The 19235-nt window shown below is 61.3% G+C and carries 20 protein-coding genes; 6 read left to right on the forward strand and 14 right to left on the reverse strand.

Annotation, left to right across the window (positions count from 1 at the left end; translation table 11 throughout):
* Positions 1 to 269: 269 nt before the first annotated feature.
* The 4 genes from msrQ to ilvC all read right to left on the reverse strand — a co-directional run bounded on the left by msrQ (position 270) and on the right by ilvC (position 3952).
* Positions 270 to 896, reverse strand: a complete 627-nt coding sequence (msrQ, locus tag DBO86_RS10980) for a protein-methionine-sulfoxide reductase heme-binding subunit MsrQ (protein ID WP_108233684.1) — start codon at positions 894 to 896, stop codon at positions 270 to 272.
* Complete coding sequence (msrP, locus tag DBO86_RS10985; protein ID WP_108233685.1) at positions 896 to 1906, reverse strand: protein-methionine-sulfoxide reductase catalytic subunit MsrP; 1011 nt, start codon at positions 1904 to 1906, stop codon at positions 896 to 898. Before msrP ends, msrQ begins: the two co-directional genes overlap by 1 nt.
* A 66-nt stretch (positions 1907 to 1972) precedes the next feature.
* The gene (pssA, locus tag DBO86_RS10990) at positions 1973 to 2788 is read right to left on the reverse strand and encodes a CDP-diacylglycerol--serine O-phosphatidyltransferase (RefSeq protein ID WP_045107781.1); all 816 of its coding nucleotides are present in this window, start codon (positions 2786 to 2788) and stop codon (positions 1973 to 1975) included.
* 147 nt (positions 2789 to 2935) lie between these two features.
* Entirely contained in the window at positions 2936 to 3952 is a 1017-nt protein-coding gene (ilvC, locus tag DBO86_RS10995; RefSeq protein ID WP_108233686.1) for a ketol-acid reductoisomerase, read from the reverse strand.
* Positions 3953 to 4078: 126 nt separating this feature from the next.
* Between ilvC and ilvY the strand changes: the two genes are divergently transcribed.
* Positions 4079 to 4960, forward strand: a complete 882-nt coding sequence (gene ilvY / locus DBO86_RS11000; protein ID WP_075749422.1) for an HTH-type transcriptional activator IlvY — start codon at positions 4079 to 4081, stop codon at positions 4958 to 4960.
* A 53-nt stretch (positions 4961 to 5013) separates the two neighbouring features.
* Here ilvY and ilvN read toward each other — a convergent pair whose 3' ends face one another.
* Positions 5014 to 5505: an acetolactate synthase small subunit gene (ilvN, locus tag DBO86_RS11005; RefSeq protein ID WP_003462832.1), complete on the reverse strand. Its 492-nt coding sequence runs from the start codon at positions 5503 to 5505 to the stop codon at positions 5014 to 5016.
* A 1-nt stretch (position 5506) separates the two neighbouring features.
* The gene (locus tag DBO86_RS11010; RefSeq protein ID WP_108233703.1) at positions 5507 to 7231 is read right to left on the reverse strand and encodes an acetolactate synthase 3 large subunit; all 1725 of its coding nucleotides are present in this window, start codon (positions 7229 to 7231) and stop codon (positions 5507 to 5509) included.
* A gap of 402 nt (positions 7232 to 7633) precedes the next feature.
* On the opposite strand from DBO86_RS11010, the gene DBO86_RS11015 reads away from it, so the two are divergent.
* Positions 7634 to 8068 carry a DUF4124 domain-containing protein gene (locus DBO86_RS11015; RefSeq protein ID WP_003462834.1) on the forward strand — a complete coding sequence of 145 codons (435 nt, stop codon included), beginning with the start codon at positions 7634 to 7636 and terminating at the stop codon, positions 8066 to 8068.
* A gap of 18 nt (positions 8069 to 8086) precedes the next feature.
* On the opposite strand, the gene DBO86_RS11020 is transcribed toward DBO86_RS11015, so the two are convergent.
* The 3 genes from DBO86_RS11020 to mrcB form a co-directional block, all read right to left on the reverse strand.
* On the reverse strand, positions 8087 to 8416 hold the full coding sequence (locus DBO86_RS11020) for a YqcC family protein (RefSeq protein WP_003462835.1): 330 nt from the start codon (positions 8414 to 8416) through the stop codon (positions 8087 to 8089).
* Complete coding sequence (locus tag DBO86_RS11025) at positions 8416 to 9096, reverse strand: tetratricopeptide repeat protein (protein WP_003462836.1); 681 nt, start codon at positions 9094 to 9096, stop codon at positions 8416 to 8418. Before DBO86_RS11025 ends, DBO86_RS11020 begins: the two co-directional genes overlap by 1 nt.
* Positions 9097 to 9163: 67 nt before the next feature.
* A complete protein-coding gene (gene mrcB, locus DBO86_RS11030) occupies positions 9164 to 11482 on the reverse strand; it encodes a penicillin-binding protein 1B (RefSeq protein WP_137088567.1) in 2319 nt (772 codons plus the stop codon).
* A gap of 114 nt (positions 11483 to 11596) precedes the next feature.
* Between mrcB and DBO86_RS11035 the strand changes: the two genes are divergently transcribed.
* From DBO86_RS11035 to DBO86_RS11050, 4 genes are all read left to right on the forward strand, one after another.
* On the forward strand, positions 11597 to 13159 hold the full coding sequence (locus DBO86_RS11035) for a bifunctional aminoglycoside phosphotransferase/ATP-binding protein (protein ID WP_039964999.1): 1563 nt from the start codon (positions 11597 to 11599) through the stop codon (positions 13157 to 13159).
* 86 nt (positions 13160 to 13245) lie between these two features.
* Positions 13246 to 13590, forward strand: a complete 345-nt coding sequence (locus tag DBO86_RS11040; protein WP_003462839.1) for a pentapeptide repeat-containing protein — start codon at positions 13246 to 13248, stop codon at positions 13588 to 13590.
* 99 nt (positions 13591 to 13689) lie between these two features.
* On the forward strand, positions 13690 to 13962 hold the full coding sequence (locus tag DBO86_RS11045; RefSeq protein WP_003462840.1) for a TfoX/Sxy family protein: 273 nt from the start codon (positions 13690 to 13692) through the stop codon (positions 13960 to 13962).
* Positions 13963 to 14067: 105 nt separating this feature from the next.
* Positions 14068 to 14865, forward strand: coding sequence for a cyclic nucleotide-binding domain-containing protein (locus DBO86_RS11050; RefSeq protein ID WP_108233687.1), 798 nt, complete (start codon positions 14068 to 14070; stop codon positions 14863 to 14865).
* Between the two features lie 295 nt (positions 14866 to 15160).
* Here DBO86_RS11050 and DBO86_RS11055 read toward each other — a convergent pair whose 3' ends face one another.
* The 5 genes from DBO86_RS11055 to DBO86_RS11075 form a co-directional block, all read right to left on the reverse strand.
* On the reverse strand, positions 15161 to 15568 hold the full coding sequence (locus DBO86_RS11055; RefSeq protein WP_017675300.1) for a nuclear transport factor 2 family protein: 408 nt from the start codon (positions 15566 to 15568) through the stop codon (positions 15161 to 15163).
* A 61-nt stretch (positions 15569 to 15629) separates the two neighbouring features.
* Positions 15630 to 16514 (reverse strand): ChaN family lipoprotein, encoded by an 885-nt coding sequence (locus DBO86_RS11060; protein WP_074859704.1) that lies wholly within the window; start codon positions 16512 to 16514, stop codon positions 15630 to 15632.
* Positions 16515 to 16529: 15 nt separating this feature from the next.
* Entirely contained in the window at positions 16530 to 17297 is a 768-nt protein-coding gene (locus DBO86_RS11065; protein WP_108233688.1) for a heme ABC transporter ATP-binding protein, read from the reverse strand.
* Positions 17297 to 18337, reverse strand: a complete 1041-nt coding sequence (locus DBO86_RS11070; RefSeq protein WP_108233689.1) for a FecCD family ABC transporter permease — start codon at positions 18335 to 18337, stop codon at positions 17297 to 17299. The genes DBO86_RS11065 and DBO86_RS11070 overlap by 1 nt, the downstream gene beginning before the upstream one ends.
* Positions 18334 to 19230, reverse strand: coding sequence for a heme/hemin ABC transporter substrate-binding protein (locus DBO86_RS11075; RefSeq protein ID WP_074859698.1), 897 nt, complete (start codon positions 19228 to 19230; stop codon positions 18334 to 18336). The genes DBO86_RS11070 and DBO86_RS11075 overlap by 4 nt, the downstream gene beginning before the upstream one ends.
* Positions 19231 to 19235 lie beyond the last annotated feature (5 nt).

Here is a 19235-nt window from a genome sequence, read left to right on the forward strand (position 1 = left end):
TCGATCAGAACTTCTTCTCTCCAGCGGGAGGCGCATTCTACAGCGTTCAAAACCGCTGTCAACCACCTCTTTCAAACCGCTTTCGATCCATTCGACCGAACCACCAACAGGACTAAACCACCACCCTGTCGACCGACGCGCATTCTACACGCCAGATCCAGCTTTGCAAGCTCTTCATTCAACTTAACTTATTGATTAACAAGCAGTTTTTGAAGCGCTTCATCGCTGAAGTGGCGCGCATTCTACATCCAGCAGAATGCGCGTCAAGCTTATATTTCAATTTTCTTTGGATTCTCTCGAAAAAGGACGCCCGCTCTCTGCAATGCGCCCGCGACAGCGGAGAGACGCATCAGCAGCAACGCGCCACCGATCAACGCGTAAGCGAGCCACTCCCCCAGATCAGCCCGCACCACCCAGAGCATGTGCAACAAAGCCAGCAGCAAGATGGCGTAAACCAGGCGGTGCAGCGTCTTCCACTTACGGCCCAGCTTTCTGATGCTGAAGCGATTGGAAGTAACGGCCAGGACAAGCAAGCCTATATAGGCCAATGCCCCCACGATTATGTAGGGGCGCTCGGAAAGATCGCGCAGCACCAGGTCCAGGCGCACCCCGGCGATAAACAGCACATAGCCGGACAGGTGCAGCGTCACGTAGGCAAAGCACCACAGTCCCAGCTGTCGTCGCACGGCAATCCACCCACCCCAACGCGTCAACTGCTGCAGTGGCGTCATGGCCAGGGTGATCAACAGAAGAACCAGTGCTCCGAGCCCCAGGTTGTCCACTAAAACCTTGCCAGGGTCAGGCCCCAGGAGATTGAAGACGGCGCAGTACAACCAATACAGCGGCGGCATCGATGCCGCCAGGAATACGCCGACGCGCCAAAGCCTGTAGCGCATCAGTAGTACCTCGACAGATCCATACCCGCATAAAGGTCAGCGACCTCCCCATAACCATTGAACATCCGTGTATCGATCACATTCGGACTGAACAAGCCACTGGGCAGTCTCCGCTCGGTGGTCTGTGACCAGCGCGGGTGATCCACCTGCGGATTGACGTTGGCATAGAAGCCGTATTCGTTCGGTGCAATGCGTTCCCAGGTCGTCTTGGGTGCCTCATCGACCAGACTGATCCGCACGATGGACTTGATGCTCTTGAAACCATACTTCCATGGCACCACCAGACGCAGCGGCGCACCATTCTGGTTCGGCAATACACGCCCATACATCCCCACCGCCATAAAGGCCAACGGATGCATGGCCTCATCCAGACGCAGCCCCTCGACATAGGGCCAATCGATCAGCGAGAACCCCGAACGCTGGCCCGGCATGCGCTCACGATCGACCAGCGTCTCGAAACGTACATAGCGCGCCGACGAAGTGGGTTCGACCTGCTTGAGCAGATCAGCCAACGGAAAGCCCAGCCAGGGAATGACCATGGACCAGGCCTCGACACAACGCAGCCGGTAGATGCGTTCCTCGAATGCATGCGGTTTGACCAGATCCTCGATGGAGTAGCGCCCTGGCTTGCTTACTTCGCCATCGACCATCACCGTCCAAGGCTCACCCTGCAGCTTGCCGGCATTGGCTGCCGGATCTCCCTTGCCTATGCCAAACTCATAGAAGTTGTTGTAATGCGTGGCGTCCCTGAAAGGCGTGATGCTTTCACCTTCAGCGGTTATCGCCTGCCAGCGCGCTGCTGCCAGCTTCTCTTGAAACCAGCCCGGAGGCTTCGACGGCTCGACATCCGCGTAGACACCTGCAGCGTAAGCACTGGCCAGCCCCGGCATGGCAGCCATGGCCGCCAATGCCAGCGAGCCCTGCATTAGCTTGCGGCGGGAGAGATAAACCGACTCGGGGGTGACCTCGGACTCCAGAGCCCGAAAGGAAGGGGGAACTCGGATGAGCATGGCGACTCCGCGACTACAGTTCTAGAAGCGAACTGTAGACCACGGAACGCGGAAGAAATTACAGCATCACGCCGATTTACGACGGCGTAATTGCAACAGGTACTGAATAGGCCCAGAAAACGCGTAGGCAAGGAAGATCAGAAGCAGGATACGGGGCGGATCGCTGAATACCACCGCAAACCCCAGCACAACGGCAAGAATGGCCACGAACGGCACGCGCCCCTTCAGATCCAGATCCTTGAAGCTGTAGTACTTGATATTGCTGACCATCAGGCAACCTGCAGCCGCCACCAGCAACGCCACGGCGAAGGACATGTTCGAGCCCTTGATGCCGAAGTCACTGAACGCCCAAACGGTCCCGGCAACCACACCGGCCGCAGCCGGACTGGCCAGACCGATGAAATAGCGCTTATCGACACTACCGATCTGCGTATTGAACCGGGCCAGACGCAACGCCGCCCCGGCAACATAGATGAAGGCGACCATCCAGCCTACTTTACCCATGCTGCCCAGCGCCCATTCGAACGCGAGCAGTGCCGGCGCCACACCGAAGGCGACCATGTCGGAAAGCGAGTCATACTCGGCACCGAATGCGCTTTGTGTATTGGTCAGGCGCGCCACACGCCCATCCAGGCTATCGAGCACCATGGCCACGAACACAGCGGCAGCAGCTACGTAGAAGTTGCCGTTCATCGCGTTGATGATGGAATAGAAACCGGCAAACAGGTTGGCCGTGGTGAACAGATTGGGCAGCAGGTAGATGCCGCGATGGCGCACCTTGCGCCCTTCGGCATCCTGCCCTTCCTCTATGTGCTCGTCGATCGGCAGCAGGCTTTCCAGATTGTCGCCAGCCGGCTTTTGATCCTCGGGACCTTCACTCATTAACAACACCTTGCAACGGGTTTGACGAATTTCGACCCGGGCGCCTGAACTCGGTTCGCCACCCAGTGAGCTGGCTTTATACCAGAAGCCTCGCCCCAGAATGAAAAAACGCGGCATAAAGCCGCGTTCTTTCGCGCATCGCAGACCTTAGTTCTTGGTCTTGTCGACGATCTTGTTGGCAGCGATCCACGGCATCATCGCACGCAGCTTCTCACCGACCACTTCGATACCGTGAGCGGCATTGTTGCGACGGTAGGCAGTCATGGACGGGTAGTTAGCAGCACCCTCGGTGATGAACATCTTGGCGTATTCGCCGTTTTGGATGCGCTTCAGAGCGTTACGCATGGCGGCACGGGATTCGGCGTTGATCACTTCCGGACCGGTGACGTACTCACCGTACTCGGCGTTGTTGGAGATCGAGTAGTTCATGTTGGCGATACCGCCTTCGAACATCAGATCGACGATCAGCTTCAGCTCGTGCAGGCACTCGAAGTAGGCCATCTCCGGCGCATAGCCAGCTTCGACCAGGGTTTCGAAACCGGCTTTGACCAGCTCGACAGTACCGCCGCAGAGAACGGCCTGCTCACCGAACAGGTCGGTTTCGGTCTCGTCCTTGAAGGTGGTTTCGATGATGCCGGTACGGCCGCCACCCACGCCCGAGGCGTAGGACAGGGCAACGTTCTTGGCATTGCCGGAGGCGTCCTGGTAAACGGCGATCAGGTCAGGGATACCGCCGCCTTTGACGAACTCGGTGCGTACGGTGTGGCCCGGGGCCTTCGGCGCGATCATGATCACGTCGAGGTCGGCGCGCGGAACAACCTGATTGTAGTGAATGGAGAAACCGTGGGAGAAGGCCAGGGTGGCGCCCTTCTTGATGTTCGGCTCGATCTCGTTCTTGTACAGCTGGCCCTGGAATTCGTCCGGGGTCAGGATCATGACCAGGTCGGCAGCGGCAACGGCGCTAGCCACGTCGGTGACTTTCAGGCCATGAGCCTCGGCCTTGGCAACGGTAGCGGAGCCTTTGCGCAGGCCGATGGTGACGTCAACGCCGGAATCTTTCAGGTTGCAGGCCTGGGCGTGGCCCTGGGAGCCGTAACCGATGATGGCGACTTTCTTGCCCTGGATGATGGAGAGGTCGCAATCTTTGTCGTAATAAACTTTCATGTTCTTGGCTCTTTTGAGTCGAAAGGAATGGGGTGCGAGGCACCGCGACGAGGACACCTTATGTGATCCGCACCATTGCGTAAAATGATATATTTGCAACACGACATGCCGATATATGAAACACAAATGGACAGCCATTCCCTCAGGCTTTTTCTCTCCCTGGCAGACAACCTGCACTTCGGTCGCACCAGCCGCGAGCAGCACGTCAGCCCGTCCGCGCTCAGCCGCAGCATCAAGCAGCTCGAGGACGAACTCGGCGCCGCGCTGTTCGTGCGCGACAACCGCTCGGTGCGCCTGACTCGCGAGGGCCAACAGTTTCGCGAGTACGCGAGCGAGGTCATCAATGGCTGGCAGGCCATTCGCCAGACCTTCATGCAGGACCAGTTGAATCTGCACGGCGAGCTGTCGCTGTATTGCTCGGTTACCGCAAGCTACAGCTTCCTCTATGACATCCTCAGCAGCTTTCGCCAGGACTACCCACGCATCGAAATGAAACTGCATACCGGCGATCCTGCCAAGGCCGTCGAACGGGTGCAGCAGGGACTGGAGGACCTGGCCATCGGCGCCCTCCCCGACAGCCTGCCGAGCGGAGTGGAGTTTCAGTCGATCACTCGCTCGGAATTGCGCTTTATCGGCCCGCAGACACCACAACTGCTGAACGACGATCAACTGCAGCACCCGACCGCCGAGAGCTGGAAAGACGTGCCGATGATTCTGTCCGAAGAAGGCCTGGCCCGCACGCGCACCGATCGCTGGCTGAAAAGCCATAACATCAAACCGCGCATCTATGCCCAGGTCAGCGGCAACGAAGCGATCGTCAGCATGGTCAGTCTGGGCTTCGGTATCGGGGTGGTGCCGCAGATCGTGCTGGACAACAGCCCGCTGACTGCCCGCATCCGTATCTACGATATCCAGCCACCGCTCACCGCGTACGACATTGGCCTGTTCGCACTGGAAAAGCGCCTCAAGGATCCGCTGATCGCGGCCTTCTGGAATCGTCAGCGCTGAATTTCAGGCAATAAAAAGCCCCGCACCAGGCGGGGCTCTTTTTACCATGACGATCAGATACTCAGTACCTTGTCGCCGCGAGCGATACCGGTGACACCACTGCGCACCGTTTCCAGGATCGATGCAGTACCGACAGCCTGAATGAAGCTGTCCAGTTTGTCGCTGGTACCGGTCAGCTGCACGGTGTAGACGCTGCTGGTCACATCCACGATCTGGCCGCGGAAGATGTCGGTAGTACGCTTGACCTCGGCACGCTGGGCGCCGGTGGCCTTGATCTTCACCAACATCAGCTCGCGCTCGATGTGGGCGCTTTCCGACAGATTGACCAGCTTGACCACCTCGACCAGCTTGTTGAGGTTCTTGGTGATCTGCTCGATCACCTCATCCTGACCAACGGTGGTGAGGGTCAGACGCGACAGCGTCGGATCCTCGGTTGGCGCAACGGTGAGGCTTTCGATGTTGTAGTTACGCTGGGAGAACAGACCAACCACGCGGGACAGTGCGCCCGGCTCGTTTTCCAGCAGCAGGGAAATGATATGTCGCATCTTAGGTCCGCTCCGTCTTGCTCAGCCACATGTCACGCATCGCACCGTCTCTGATCTGCATCGGATAGACGTGCTCGCTGGAATCCACCGCGATGTCGAGGAACACCAGGCGATTCTTCAGGGCGAAGGCTTCCTCCAGCTTGGGCTTGAGGTCCTTCAGCGAGGTGATGCGCATGCCGACATGGCCATAGGCCTCGGCCAGTTTGACGAAGTCCGGCAGCGACTCCATGTAGGAGTGCGAATAACGGCTGTTGTACTGCATGTCCTGCCATTGGCGGACCATGCCGAGGGTGCCGTTGTTCAGGTTGACGATCTTCACCGGCAGGTCGTACTGCAGGCAGGTCGACAGCTCCTGGATGTTCATCTGGATACTGCCCTCGCCGGTGACGCACGCCACGTCGGCATCCGGGAAGTTCAGCTTGATGCCCATCGCAGCCGGGAAACCGAAGCCCATGGTGCCCAGGCCGCCGGAGTTGATCCAGCGGTTGGGCTTGTTGAAGCGGTAATACTGCGCAGCGAACATCTGGTGCTGACCAACATCGGAGGTGATGAAGGCATCACCCTTGGTCACGTCACACAGGGTTTCGATCACGGTCTGCGGCTTGATGATCGAACCGTCGCCCTCGTTGTAAGGGAACAGACGACCGCTACCACGCCACTCTTCGATCTGTTTCCACCAGCTGGCAACGGTGTCCTTGTTCGGGGTTTCGCCGATTTCCTTGAGGATGGCGACCATCTCGGTCAGCACGCTGTCCACCGGGCCGACGATCGGGATGTCAGCCTTGATGGTCTTGGAAATCGAAGCCGGGTCGATGTCGATATGGATGATCTTGGCGTTCGGGCAGAACTTGGCCGCACCGTTGATCACGCGGTCATCGAAGCGCGCACCGACCGCCAGAATCACGTCAGCATGGTGCATGGTCAGGTTGGCGGTGTAGCTGCCGTGCATGCCGAGCATGCCGATGAACTGGCGGTCGGTACCCGGATAGCCACCGAGGCCCATCAGGGTGTTGGTCACCGGCAGGTTGAGCATCTGCGCCAGCTCGGTCAGCGGCGCAGAGGCACCGCCCATGATCACGCCACCGCCGGAGTACATGACCGGACGCTTGGCGGCCAGAAGCATCTCAGCCGCCTTGCGGATCTGGCCGGAGTGACCGCGTACCGCCGGGCTGTAGGAGCGCAGCTTGACCTTCTTCGGATAGACGTATTCGAACTTCTGGGTCGGATCGCCCATGTCTTTCGGAATGTCGACCACGACCGGACCGGGACGACCGGACTCGGCGAGATAGAACGCCTTCTTCAGCACCTCGGGGATTTCCGACGGGTGCTTGATGATGAAGCTGTGCTTCACGATCGGGCGGGAAATACCGACCATGTCGGTTTCCTGGAAGGCATCGGTGCCGACCATGGCGCTCGGCACCTGGCCGGAGATCACCACCATCGGAATGGAATCCATGTAGGCAGTCGCAATACCGGTGATGGCATTGGTCGCGCCAGGGCCAGAGGTCACCAGCACCACACCGGCCTTGCCGGTGGCGCGGGCATAGCCGTCAGCCATATGGGTCGCTGCCTGTTCGTGACGAACCAGGATGTGGGTCACTTCCGGTTCTTTGAACAGGGCATCGTAAATATGCAGGAGAGCACCACCAGGGTACCCATAGATATGCTTAACGCCTTCGTCACGCAGGAAGCGGACGACCATTTCAGCGCCGGATAAAAGCTCCACGTTGTTCACCTCTTGAACGCCAGTATGCCACCCGTCAACGGGTAGCCCTAAGGTAGGTCTTACTGTCAGCGGACACGCACGACGGTGATCGTGGATTCGGAACATCAGCTTGACGAGTAACGGAGCAGCCCATGGTCTTGCGGGGCCGACCCTCCCAGCGCGAGGTAACGCGTTGCGGGTGTCACGGTTCGGCGCGGGTAGCGCCTCTTTTCCCCGAGCTGGAGGACGCTTGCGGCGGACGCCACTACGGGGGAAGGATGGATTGTTCGGGTTCGGCGAAGGCAAGTCAAGAGATGGCTAACCTATTATTCAACCTGCTGCTGTGACGCATCGCAGGATGAAGATAGCCGGCTTTTGGTTATAGTAACCATCAGCACCGCCGCTCTCGATAAAGGAAACAGCATGCGCCACATGATTCTTACTGGCACCTTGATGCTCGCTTTGAGCACATCCGCCATGGCCAGCCAGGTGTACAAGTGGGTAGATGACAAGGGCGTGACCCACTTCGGCGCGCAACCTCCGCAGGGCCAACAGGCCACGACCATCAATACTGCAGCACCACCTCCCCGACCGGCACCCAGTGAGCCGGCACCCAGTTTCGATGAACAGCTCGACCCCGAGCAGGCTGCCATCGACAAGAAGGTCAAGGAAGATGTGGCGAAGCAGGAAGCCGAGCGTAAGCAGTACTGCGAGACAGCTCGCACCAACCTGGCTCAGCTTGAGAACAATCCTCGCCTGCGCATCGAGGATGGTGGCGAGGTTCGCCGCATCGACGAGAACGAGCGCCAGGAACGCATCACCGAACTGAAGAAGTCCATCGCAGAAAACTGCAAGTAATGGACTACGCGCATACCCTCAGGGCGTGCGCGTAAGCAGGCGATCAAATTCGCCCAGCAGCTCGACCAGCCGACGCGCAACGCTCGGCTGCTGCTGATAGACCATCTCTGCCATGGCCTGAATGCCCGATACCGAGGGCAGTGCTACGCCGGTTTCCAGCAGAACCTTCATACGCGGTAGAAAAATCCACTGCAGCCATTGCTCGAACGCCAGCGTATCGACACAGAACGGCTCCGGGCTGGCCAGGGCCTCGGCGCTCGGCGCCTCCTCCTGCCACCAACCCTGTGCACGTAACTCACACTCGATCAGCAGCAGGTGTTCGGCCAGTGCGCTTGCACGAGCATCCATCAGAGATTGACTCGTGCGCGTTCACGGGCCTGGGCAGCACCAGCAGGATCACCCTGGCGCTCGCGGGCGCGGGCAATCAGATCCCACAGGCTGGCCTGCAGCGCCGGACGACCACTGGCTTGAGTCAGACCACGACGGGCCAGTTGCTCGGCCTGCGCTGCATCGCCCTGGGCCATACGTACCTCGGCAAGACGGTAGAGCACCTGCGGCTCACGCGGGGCGATGCGCTGGGCGCGTTCGAGGCTGGAGGCCGCACCATTGAGATCGCCACCGCCCTGCAACTGCTGGGCAGTGGTCAGCAGAGCCAGCACCGGACCGTCCAGTTGCTCATCGGCAGCCAGGCCGCCGCCACTGGGGATACCGCTGGGCATGCTCGGTGCAGACGCACCGAAGCTACCCTGACTGGGTACGGCAGGCTGGCTGCTGACGGGCGGATCGAACGTCAGGCCGCCACTCGAAGTAATCGGCTGCACATCGGTCTGCAAAGGGGTAGAGACCGCACCCTGCGGCACCATCACCACCACCCCGGAGTCTTCCTCGATACGCTGTGGTGCCGCTGCAGGGCTCGCGCTGGACACAGCGCCAGAACCGCCCGACGACAGCGGAGCGCCGGCGTCGATCACCGGAATCGAGCCCTGCGGTACGGTACTGCAACCACTGAGAGCTGCCGTTGCCAGCATCGTGGCAAGCCACTTCTTGTTCACATCCAATCCTCTTCAGGTAACACCGGGATGCGCCACCCGGCCGTCATTCCAACCAACCCTTGACCCAGTCCATCACGGACTCAACCGGCGCCTGGATACCGCACGCGGAGCCCGGGGCAGGTTCGCTGCCGCGAATATAAGGCATCTGTACCGCATTCGGGCAGCCCGAAGCCGAACCCAGACCAGTCTGACGATCCACCCAGGCCAGGGTGACGTTGTCCGGCATCGGCATGTCCAGTGGCAGTGGGTCCGCCTTGCGCATGAAGCTGGTCCAGACCTGCAACGCCCCGGTCGCGCCAGTCAGCGGGGTCGGGCCGTTATCGTCGCGCCCCAGCCACACCACCGCCAGCAGATCCTGACTGAAGCCCGCGAACCAGCTGTCACGCGAGTCGTTACTGGTCCCGGTCTTGCCCGCCAGATTCAGCGAGCTGGGCAGTTGGTTGTAAACCGAGCGCCCAGTACCTTCACGCATGGTCCGCTGCATGGCGTTTTGCACCAGATAGATGGCGCCTGGATCGAAGCGCTGCTGGATCTGGAATGGATAACGACCGAGCGGCTCGCCATCGGCAGTCAGCACGCTGCGAATGCCGCGCAACGGCGTATTGAAGCCACCGTTGGCCAGGGTCTGGTACATGCCCGCCACTTCCATCGGCGTCAGTGCCCCAGCACCGAGCAGCATCGACGGATAAGCCGGCCACTTACGCTCGACGCCCAATCGCTCGAGCGTCTTGAGCACGTTGGGCACGCCGATCTCCAGGCCGAGCTTGGCCGTGGACAGATTGTAGGACTGCGCCAGCCCCTGATACAGGTAGATGGTGCCATGAGCCTTGCGGTCGTAATTCTGCGGCGTCCAGACCTGGCCATCCTGGCCCTTGATGGAAAACGCTTCGTCCTCCAGCCAACTGGTCAGGGTGTACTGACTCGGACGTTCCAACGCAGACAGATAAATAGCCGGTTTGATCAGCGAACCAATCGGCCGCACGGCATCCAGCGCCCGATTGAAACCGGCAAACCGCGGCTGACGGCTGCCAATCAATGCCTGGATTTCCCCGGTTTCAGGGTTGGTCACCACCATACCGGCCTGCACTTCATCCACGCCCTTGCGCCCGGCCAGGCGCTTGAGCGTCTCGGCCAGCGCCTCTTCGGCCTTGAGCTGCAGGATCGGATCGAAGCTGGTGAAGATGCGCAGGCCTTCTTCGGTCAGATCCTGCTCACGATAATCTTCACGCAGCTGACGCTTGACCAGATCGATGAAAGCCGGGAACGAGCTGTCAGCCATGCTGCCGCGCGAGCTCACGCCGAGCGGTTTCTGTTTGGCTGCTGCGGCTTCCTCGGGGGTGATCGAGCCTTGTTCGGCAAGCAGATCGAGCACCAGGTTGCGACGCGCCAGCGCACGCTCGGGATTGCGCCGCGGGTTGAAGTAGGTGGGGCCTTTGACCATGCCCACCAGCAGCGCGACCTGCTCCAGCTTCAGCTCGGAAACCGGCTGACTGAAAAAATACTGGCTGGCCAGACCGAAGCCATGTATGGCGCGCTGCCCATCCTGACCGAGGAACACCTCGTTCATGTAGGCCTCGAGAATCTCGCGCTTGTCGTAGTGCAACTCCAGCAGTACCGCCATCATCGCTTCAGTGGCTTTGCGCGCCAGGGTGCGTTCGTTGGTCAGGTAGAAATTCTTCACCAACTGCTGAGTCAGGGTACTGCCGCCCTGCACCAGGCGCCCGGACGTTGCGTTGATCCACAGTGCACGGGCGATACCCTTGGGTGACACGCCGAAGTGATCGAAGTAGTCGCGATCCTCGACCGCCACCAGCGCATCGATCAGATAGGCCGGCACCTGATCCAGCTTGATCAGGATGCGATCTTCCTGATGCGCCGGGTAAAGCCCGCCAATCAGCATCGGCTCGAGTCGGGCTACCGCCAGGTTGCCGCCATTGGCCTGGGTCAGACCGGCGACGTAATCGCCAGAGAAGCGCACGCGCACCTTCTGTGACGGTTCGGCACCTTCATAGAACTGAAAGCCGCGACTGTGCAGTTCGATGTTGTTACCGGCCACCGACACTGCGCCCGGCCCGTTGACCGTGCTCTCGCGGCGGTAGCCCAGCGCATCGAGCTCACGCAGGAAATCGTCCTTGGCCAGCTTCTGCCCGACGAAAAGTTCGAGCGGCCTGGCGTAGACCTTCGCGGGCACCGTCCAGCGCTTGCCGGAAAACTTTTCCTGCACCACGGCATCGAGATAAACGGCAAAGCCGGCAAGGATCACCAGACCAACCAGACCGAGCTTGAGGCCCCAGGCAAACCAGGGACGCATACCGGACGAGCGGGATTTTTTGTTTGAGCGGGGGGAGCGTTTTCGAGTCATGGCGGGATTATACGCACTTTACATAGGGGCCAGCAGGCCGCCTGGATGGTTTGCAGAGCAGCTCACAGCGGCCATAATGCCCAGCTCGAACAGCGTCTAGAACAAGGATCGAACGTGAGCCAAGCCCTGATTGCCGCATTGCAGAACCCGGCCCTGTATCCGCATCCTGTGGATGGGTTTCAGGTCATTGAGACCCACATTTCCTGGGTTTTGCTCACTGGCCCCTACGCCTACAAGATCAAAAAACCGGTTAATTTCGGGTTTCTCGACTTCACCGAGCTCGATGCACGCCGTCATTTCTGCGAAGAAGAGCTGCGCCTCAACCAGCGCCTGGCCCAAGATCTGTATCTTGACGTGTTGCCGATCGGCGGTAGTGAAGACGCGCCCAGTCTCGACGGCAGCACGCCCGCCATCGAATACGCGCTGAAAATGCGCCAGTTCCCGCAGGAGCAACTGCTCAGCGCCATCCAGGCACGTGGCGAACTGAACGAAGCCCATATCGACGCCCTGGCCGAGCAGATTGCCACCTTTCATCTGAACGCACCGAAGGTGCCGCAGGAACATCCGCTGGGTAGCGCAGAAGCGGTAATGGTTCCGGTGCAGCAGAATTTCGACCAGATTCGCCCGATGCTCAACGAGCAGGCAGACCTGCAGCAACTCGATGCCCTCGAGGCCTGGGCCCAGTCCAGCTACGAACGCCTGCAACCACTGTTGAGCGAACGCAAGGCTCAGGGTTTCATCCGCGAATGCCACGGTGATATTCACCTGGGCAACGCCGCCAAGATTGACGGGCGAGTGGTGCTGTTCGACTGCATCGAGTTTAACGAACCCTTCCGCTTTACCGACGTCACCGCCGATATCGCATTCCTGGCCATGGACCTCGAAGACCGTGGCCTCAAATGCCTGGCACGCCGCTTTATCAGCGGCTGGCTGGAGCGCACTGGTGATTATGCAGCCCTGCAACTGCTGAACTTCTACAAGGCCTACCGCGCCATGGTGCGCGGCAAGGTCGCGCTGTTTCGCCTGGGACAAGAAGAGAGTTCGGTACAACGGGCGGTGATCCTGCGCCAGTACCGCGCTTATGCCGCACTGGCGGAAAGCTATAGCGCCATTCCATCGCCCTTCCTGGCCATCACCCATGGCGTCTCGGCAGTCGGCAAGAGCCACGTGGCCATGCGCCTGGTCGAAGCACTGGGCACCATCCGCCTGCGCTCCGACATCGAGCGCAAGCGCCTGTTCGGCGAGCAGAGCGCCGAAGCCAAGGATCAGCTGGCCGCCGGCATCTACAGCACTGACGCCAGCCAGGCGACCTACCAGCGCCTGCATCAGCTGGCGCATCAGACACTACTGGCAGGCTTCCCCGTGGTGATCGACGCAACCTATCTCAAGGCAGCGCAACGCCAGGCCGCCAGCGAAGTCGCCGAAGAAACCGGCGTGCCCTTCCTGATTCTCGACTGCCAAGCGCCGCAAGCCGTGATCGCCAGCTGGCTGGAGCAGCGCCGCAGCGAGGGCCAGGACCCGTCCGATGCGACGCTGGAAGTGATTCAGGCCCAACAAACCAGCCGCGAGCCGCTCGACGATGAGGAGCAGAGCCACAGCAAGCGCGTTGACACCCATGACAGCGCCAGCCTCGACAGCCTGGTCGAGCGCATTCGCCAGCGCCTGCCTGGAATCTGAGCCACGGCCTACCGCTGACCAGCACCTGCCGGGCAAACCCCGGCAGGCCTTCTATACTCCCGGTGAGACCATCACCGGTATCCGCCATGAGTCAGCCACGCCAGCTTGATCATCCGCTCTACCACCTGCTGCACAACGACGATGTGAAAGGCTTCAATGCGCAGAAGCCAAAAGGCGTGGAGGTCGATCTGTCCGGTGGCGACTTTCGCGGACTCGACCTGCGCAACATGGACACCGACGCCGTCAATTTCAACGACGCGTATTTCCGCGGGGCAGACCTGCGCGGCCTGGACTTCCGCAATGCCCAGATCGAAGGGGCCAGCCTGGCCCATGCGCAGATCTCCGGCGCCTACTTTCCCGTCGAGCTGACTGCTGACGAAATTCTCATGTCCGTGAATTTCGGCACGCGCCTGCGCTATCGCAGCAAATGATGCTTCACGCACCACAGCGTGCGGCGCCTGGATATGTGACCGCTACACTTTTGCCAGGCACGTCACCGTGAATCTTTCACTCACACGCAGGGAGGCCCGATGAACGACGAACTGCAACATTTGAAGAACCTGGGCAAAACCTCGGCGCAGTGGCTGCATGCCGTAGGCATTCACAGCGCCAGCGATCTGCGCCGGCATGGTGCCGTCAGCGCCTACCGGGCAGTCAAGGCCCGTGGTTTTCGCGCCTCCAAGGTGCTGCTGTATGCCATCGAGGGGGCGTTGCTCGATGTGCACTGGAATGAATTGCCGCCGGCACTCAAGGCCGAATTGAATGGTCAGCTCGATGCTGCCCAAAATCACAACAAGAGCTAGCTCACAACACCAGCGCAAGGTGATTTACTCGCCGGGCCGCGCAGCATATTGTTTCAGGGATCTTCGTGTGCCCAGCCAGCCCAGCCAGTTCAAGGAATTACGGTTATGTATTTACTCGGGGAGCAACCGGCTTATGCCGATCAGTTGATCAATCGCCTGCAGAGCATCCCCACTCGCCTGCTGGAAGGGCTGCAACCTGCCGGGGAGCCGCTGCGACTCGAGCGTGTCGATGACCTGGCCAAGGTCTTGCCGGGCAACCAGCTGTTCATTATCGAGAATGGCCTGCTGCACGCCCTGGTCGATGAGCGCCCGCTGTTCTATCTGCAGGAAGGTGACCTGGTCGGCCTACGCCAGGGGATCGATCTGCCCACCTGCCGCTACAGCAGTGAAGAACCCATCAGCCTTGTGCCCTACTCGCGCACCGAGGTGTTCCAGCATATCTATGCCGACGAGCAACGCCAGGAACAGTTCATCCACTACCTGATCGGTCATACGGCCCTGCTGTCCGATGCGCTGGCCCGCCTGAAACAGCCGGAGATCCGCCCGGCCACCGGCTTCCAGCATTTCGCCGCTGGCGAGGAGCTGATTCACCAGGGCGATAAAGCCGACCACGTGTTCATCATCATCGAAGGCCATGCCGAAGCCCACGTCGACGGGCAAAAGGTCGGCGACGTGCAGAAAGATGAAATCTTTGGCGCCATGGCGGTATTCACTCGCGAGAAGCGCAGCGCCACGGTTGTCGCCAGCGAACCTTGCACGGTGATGGTGATTCCCAAGGAACAATTCCTCAGCCTGATGCAAAGCAACCCGCGCATCGCTCACAGTCTGATCGAAAGCATGGCCCGACGCATCGACCTGCTGAACAAGGAAGTCACTCAGTTGCGCTTACCTGGGGAATCCTGAGTCTCCATGCCACATCAGCGAACCCCGGCCCTGCGCCGGGTTTTTGCATTTATGAGCTCGGCAAAAGCGTTCTGAGAAAAATTCTCAAAAGGCGTTGACTACATAATGAGAATTGTTATTATTAACTCAACTGGTCGCGAGATCAGCCGATAAGCTAAAGAGACCATTCAGTCGGACTCTTCAGATTATCTCCTCATCAGGCTAATCACGGTTATTGACCCGGCTCTTGCCGGGTCTTTTTTTGCCTGGACAAAAGTGCGTCCTGCAGTTTCCGGCGAGCTGCGCTGGGCCGGCCCTAATCGTCGACCTGTGCCAGCCAGTCCGGCAGGTTGAAATGCAGGCTGATGCGCGTGATCAGCCCGTGCTGGATCTCGAAGAAGGCGCCGACGCGCATCTCGTAACGCTGCCCGCAGGCCTCCGGCAGGCCATCATCAGTAGCCAGATACTCGCCGATAACGCGGTACTCGCAGGCTGCATGTCGCCCTTGTGGCTCGACCAGGATCACCAGCGACTCGATCATCTCGCGATAGCAATGCAGCTGCCGCTCCAGAAAAGCCGCGAAGGCGTCGCGCCCATGCTCGGTGAAACCCTGATTGGGCTGCAGAATCAGCTCGTCGCTGACCAGTGCCAGACAGGCGCGGATATCCCGATCATTGAGGGCGTTGAAATAACCTTGCAGCAGGTCGCGAACGTCTGTGGACATAGGCCAGGCTCCGAATCGACAAAGCGCCGAGGATACCGTGCAGGCAGCCCACGAAAGGCGGCTAGGGTCGCAGTTTGGCGCAGTGATCCTGCTCCGGCTGCGCTGCCGTGAACCAGACGTAATCGGCCATGGAAGCGTCCACCGAGCCGCCGACCTCGGCCAGTATCAGCACCGCATTGCCGTTGTGTGCACCGAGATCGTCCAGGTGCAGCGGCACGCCGAGGTCCTTGCGCACGTGGAAGGCGCCAGCCAGCAGCAGGCTTGGCTGCGGTGCAGCCAACAGCGCCTCGGCCATGCGCCGGTCGCGCTGCTGCTGCACAGCAAGCATCGCCGGCAACTGGCTGTCCGGCAGCAGGCCGCAGTGCGACTCACGGATATCCGCCAGCAAACGCTCCTGCACCTCGCCTGCACCAGAGCGATCACCCCCGAGCGTCGGGCGCTGGCGATAGATCTGCATGATCTCGGCACGATCCAGATTAGCCGCAAGCAGGGGGTAGGGCTGACGCAATTGATGCATCACCAGCGGCCCGTAAAGCGACCAATCCCATCCAGGTTGCCAGGCCAGGGTATCGAACGGATCGGTAATCGCCTGCCCCGCGCGCGCGGCTGTCCGGGCCTGATCGACTTTGTTCTGCTGATCAGGATTTAGCATCTCCATCAACACGCTGCCCTGCGGGCGCAGCCTGGATAGCTCGCGCAACAGCCAAAGCTGCAGGGCGTGATGATCGGGATTGTCGTGCTGCTCACCAACCAGCACCCGCTGAGCCGATGCCAGACGCCGCAGGAGTTGCTCAGGGCTGATGTTCTGCCCAGTGGCCAGATCGACGATACGCCCCAGATCAGCATGCTCATGCCCCAGCGGTGCAAGCGGTTGCGGGGGCGGCAACATATTGCGGCCATGGCAGGCGGCCAGCAGCATCAGACAGCTCAGCAACAGAACTCGCATCGAGTGCTCCACAGGTCAACGCGCAATGATCAGGGGATGGCCGCGCTCGGGATGAGTCTGCACCAGCACTTGCAAACCGAATACGGCCTGCAGCGGTTCGGCACGCAAGACCTCGGCAGGCGAACCCAGCGCATGTGCCCTGCCCCGCTCCAGCAGCAACAGGCGATCACAGTAGCGCGCAGCCAGGTTGAGGTCATGAAGAATCACCAGTACCGCCACGCCGGATTCTGCCAGACGGCGAACCGCTTGCAGACAAGTGTGCTGATGCAAGGGATCGAGCATCGAGGTCGGTTCATCGAGCAGCAGGATCTGCCCCTCACCGCCCGGCCACAGCTGTGCCAGCACCCGTGCCAGGTGCACGCGCTGGCGCTCCCCGCCGGACAACGCCAGGTAGCTGCGCCCAGCCAGGTGAACAGCATCGGCTGCCTGCAGCGCCTGCTGGACGATCTGCGCGTCGCGCACGCGCCCGCTGTCATGGGGCAGGCGGCCCATGGCGACCACTTCCTCGACACGAAAGGCGAAATTCAGACTGGAGCTCTGCGGCAGGACGGCCAGGCGCCTGGCGCGCTCCGGTCCGGCCCAGTCATAGAGCGCACGCTGATCCAGCGTCACCTGCCCGGCGCTGGCCGGTAGCTCGCCGCTCAGCGCTGCCAGCAAAGTGCTCTTGCCCGCACCGTTGGGCCCCAGCACACCCAGCACTTCGCCGGGGTGCAACTGCAGATCGATGCCACTGAGCACCACGCCCTGGCCGCGGCGGACTTCCAGCTGTTCAACCCATAGCATCAGCTTCGCCCCCGCACCAGCAGATAAAGAAAGAACGGCGCACCAATCAGCGCCGTGACGATGCCGATCGGCAACTCCGCAGGCGCCAACGCCAGGCGCGCGACCAGGTCGGCCAGCAGCAACAGGCTCGCACCGGCAAGCGCGGATGCTGGGAGCAACAGGCGATGATCGGGGCCCACCAGCAGGCGCATCAGATGCGGCACCACAAGGCCGATGAAACCGATCAAGCCAGCGGCCGCCACCGCAGCACCGACCCCCAATGCCGTACAGAACACCAGCTCGCGCTTGAGGCGCTCCACATCGAAACCAAGGTGGCGTGCCTCCGACTCGCCCAGCAGCAGCGCGTTCAACGCCCGTGCCCGTCGCGGCAACCACAGCGCCACGGCCAGCGTGGCCAGCAACAGCGGCCAGAGTCGCGCGTAACTGGCGCCATTGAGGCTGCCCAGATTCCAGAAGGTCAGGGTGCGCAGGGTCGCATCGTCCGCCAGGTAGGTGAACAGACCGATGGCCGCCCCCGCCAGCGCGGTCAGGGCGATGCCCGCCAGCAACATGGTCGCCACATTGGTCTGCCCCTCACGTCGACCCAGACGGTAGACCAACGCCGTGACCAGCAAGCCACCGACGAAGGCACAGGCCGACAGCAGATAGGGCGCGAAGGCTTCGGGTAAGCCACCGAACGCAGCGCCGCCGACAATGGCCACCGCGGCGCCCAGCGCAGCGCCGCTGGAAACACCCACCAAACCGGGGTCAGCCAGTGGATTGCGAAACAGCCCCTGCATCGCCACGCCACAGAGCGCCAGCACCATGCCCACGGTCAGCCCAAGCAAGGTGCGCGGCATGCGTATCTGCGCCATGATCAGTTCGGCCTGCTGTAGCGATGCATCCGCCGTGAGAGGCAGGCCCAGCAGACGCAGTGCTGCACGCAGAGTGTCGCCCAGCGGCAGGCTGACCGGGCCGAGCGCCAGCGACAGCCACAGCACGAGCACGAGCAGCAGGCCCAGTGCGATGAACAATGGGCGCGTCGAAAAAGGTGAGGTCATGGCTCGCGCTTGGCTTCAGCAGTCAGGGGTGGGCTGGCAGGATAAAAGCCTGCGGCGAGCATCGCCAGCCCATCCGGCACGCGCGGCCCAAGACCGCCGACCAGCAGGGTCGGGTCCAGCGCCAGCAAGCGTCCCTCGCGCGCCGCGCGGGTACCGGCCAGGGCCGGGTTCTGCTGCAGCAGGGCCTGCCTCGCGGCATCGCCTCCAAGAGCGCGATCAGCGACCACCACGACCTGCGGATCAAGCGCCAGCAGCGCTTCGCTGGACAGCGCCTTGTAGCCATTGTGACTGGCCAGGTTGCGCCCACCGGCGCGACTGATCAGCCAGTCGGCCGCCGTATCGACGCCGCCCACCAACGGGCTGCCACCGGCGTGCCCGAGCAGCAGCAACACACCAGGCGCTTCCTGGCTGCGCTGGGCCTGCTCGACCCACTGCTGCTGAGTCTGCAGACGCGCCTGGTAATCGGCGAAGGCGCGTTGCGCTGCCGCTTCATCCCCGAGCAACTGGCCCAGACGTTTCAGGTTGGCCTGCAGACTGTCCAGCTCCGCGCGCGCCGTCAGACGTTCGATACGCACGCCGGCTGCAGCCAGTTGTTCGAGCACCGGTGGCGGGCCCATCTCCTCGCTGCCCAGCAGCAGGTCCGGGCGCAGGGCGAGAATGCCCTCGGCAGCCAGTTGCCGTTGATAACCGACGCTGGGCAGCTTGGTCAGCGATGCCGGATGACGACTGGTGGTATCGACACCCACCAGTTTGCTCTCGCCGCCCAGCAACACCACCCACTCACTCAGGGCACCGCCGGAACTCACCCAGCGCTGCGGCAATGGCTCGGCAAGCGCCAGATTGGGAAACAGCAGGACAGCCGCCAGGCCGCCCAGAATATTGGCAAGACGCATGGTCT

This window comes from Ectopseudomonas oleovorans (assembly GCF_003052605.1).
Classification (GTDB): Bacteria; Pseudomonadota; Gammaproteobacteria; order Pseudomonadales; family Pseudomonadaceae; genus Aquipseudomonas; species Aquipseudomonas oleovorans_A.

What these genes read in the sequence shown, in the direction of transcription:
- DBO86_RS11070 (WP_108233689.1), bottom strand. Translation starts at nt 18,337, where the DNA reads ATGACCTCACCTTTTTCGACGCGCCCATTGTTCATCGCACTGGGCCTG.
- msrP (WP_108233685.1), bottom strand. Translation starts at nt 1,906, where the DNA reads ATGCTCATCCGAGTTCCCCCTTCCTTTCGGGCTCTGGAGTCCGAGGTC.
- DBO86_RS11075 (WP_074859698.1), bottom strand. Translation starts at nt 19,230, where the DNA reads ATGCGTCTTGCCAATATTCTGGGCGGCCTGGCGGCTGTCCTGCTGTTT.
- ilvY (WP_075749422.1), top strand. Translation starts at nt 4,079, where the DNA reads ATGGACAGCCATTCCCTCAGGCTTTTTCTCTCCCTGGCAGACAACCTG.
- mrcB (WP_137088567.1), bottom strand. Translation starts at nt 11,482, where the DNA reads ATGACTCGAAAACGCTCCCCCCGCTCAAACAAAAAATCCCGCTCGTCC.
- DBO86_RS11060 (WP_074859704.1), bottom strand. Translation starts at nt 16,514, where the DNA reads ATGCGAGTTCTGTTGCTGAGCTGTCTGATGCTGCTGGCCGCCTGCCAT.
- DBO86_RS11020 (WP_003462835.1), bottom strand. Translation starts at nt 8,416, where the DNA reads ATGGATGCTCGTGCAAGCGCACTGGCCGAACACCTGCTGCTGATCGAG.
- DBO86_RS11065 (WP_108233688.1), bottom strand. Translation starts at nt 17,297, where the DNA reads ATGCTATGGGTTGAACAGCTGGAAGTCCGCCGCGGCCAGGGCGTGGTG.
- DBO86_RS11050 (WP_108233687.1), top strand. Translation starts at nt 14,068, where the DNA reads ATGTATTTACTCGGGGAGCAACCGGCTTATGCCGATCAGTTGATCAAT.
- msrQ (WP_108233684.1), bottom strand. Translation starts at nt 896, where the DNA reads ATGCGCTACAGGCTTTGGCGCGTCGGCGTATTCCTGGCGGCATCGATG.
- DBO86_RS11015 (WP_003462834.1), top strand. Translation starts at nt 7,634, where the DNA reads ATGCGCCACATGATTCTTACTGGCACCTTGATGCTCGCTTTGAGCACA.
- DBO86_RS11045 (WP_003462840.1), top strand. Translation starts at nt 13,690, where the DNA reads ATGAACGACGAACTGCAACATTTGAAGAACCTGGGCAAAACCTCGGCG.
- ilvC (WP_108233686.1), bottom strand. Translation starts at nt 3,952, where the DNA reads ATGAAAGTTTATTACGACAAAGATTGCGACCTCTCCATCATCCAGGGC.
- DBO86_RS11040 (WP_003462839.1), top strand. Translation starts at nt 13,246, where the DNA reads ATGAGTCAGCCACGCCAGCTTGATCATCCGCTCTACCACCTGCTGCAC.
- DBO86_RS11025 (WP_003462836.1), bottom strand. Translation starts at nt 9,096, where the DNA reads ATGCTGGCAACGGCAGCTCTCAGTGGTTGCAGTACCGTACCGCAGGGC.
- pssA (WP_045107781.1), bottom strand. Translation starts at nt 2,788, where the DNA reads ATGAGTGAAGGTCCCGAGGATCAAAAGCCGGCTGGCGACAATCTGGAA.
- ilvN (WP_003462832.1), bottom strand. Translation starts at nt 5,505, where the DNA reads ATGCGACATATCATTTCCCTGCTGCTGGAAAACGAGCCGGGCGCACTG.
- DBO86_RS11055 (WP_017675300.1), bottom strand. Translation starts at nt 15,568, where the DNA reads ATGTCCACAGACGTTCGCGACCTGCTGCAAGGTTATTTCAACGCCCTC.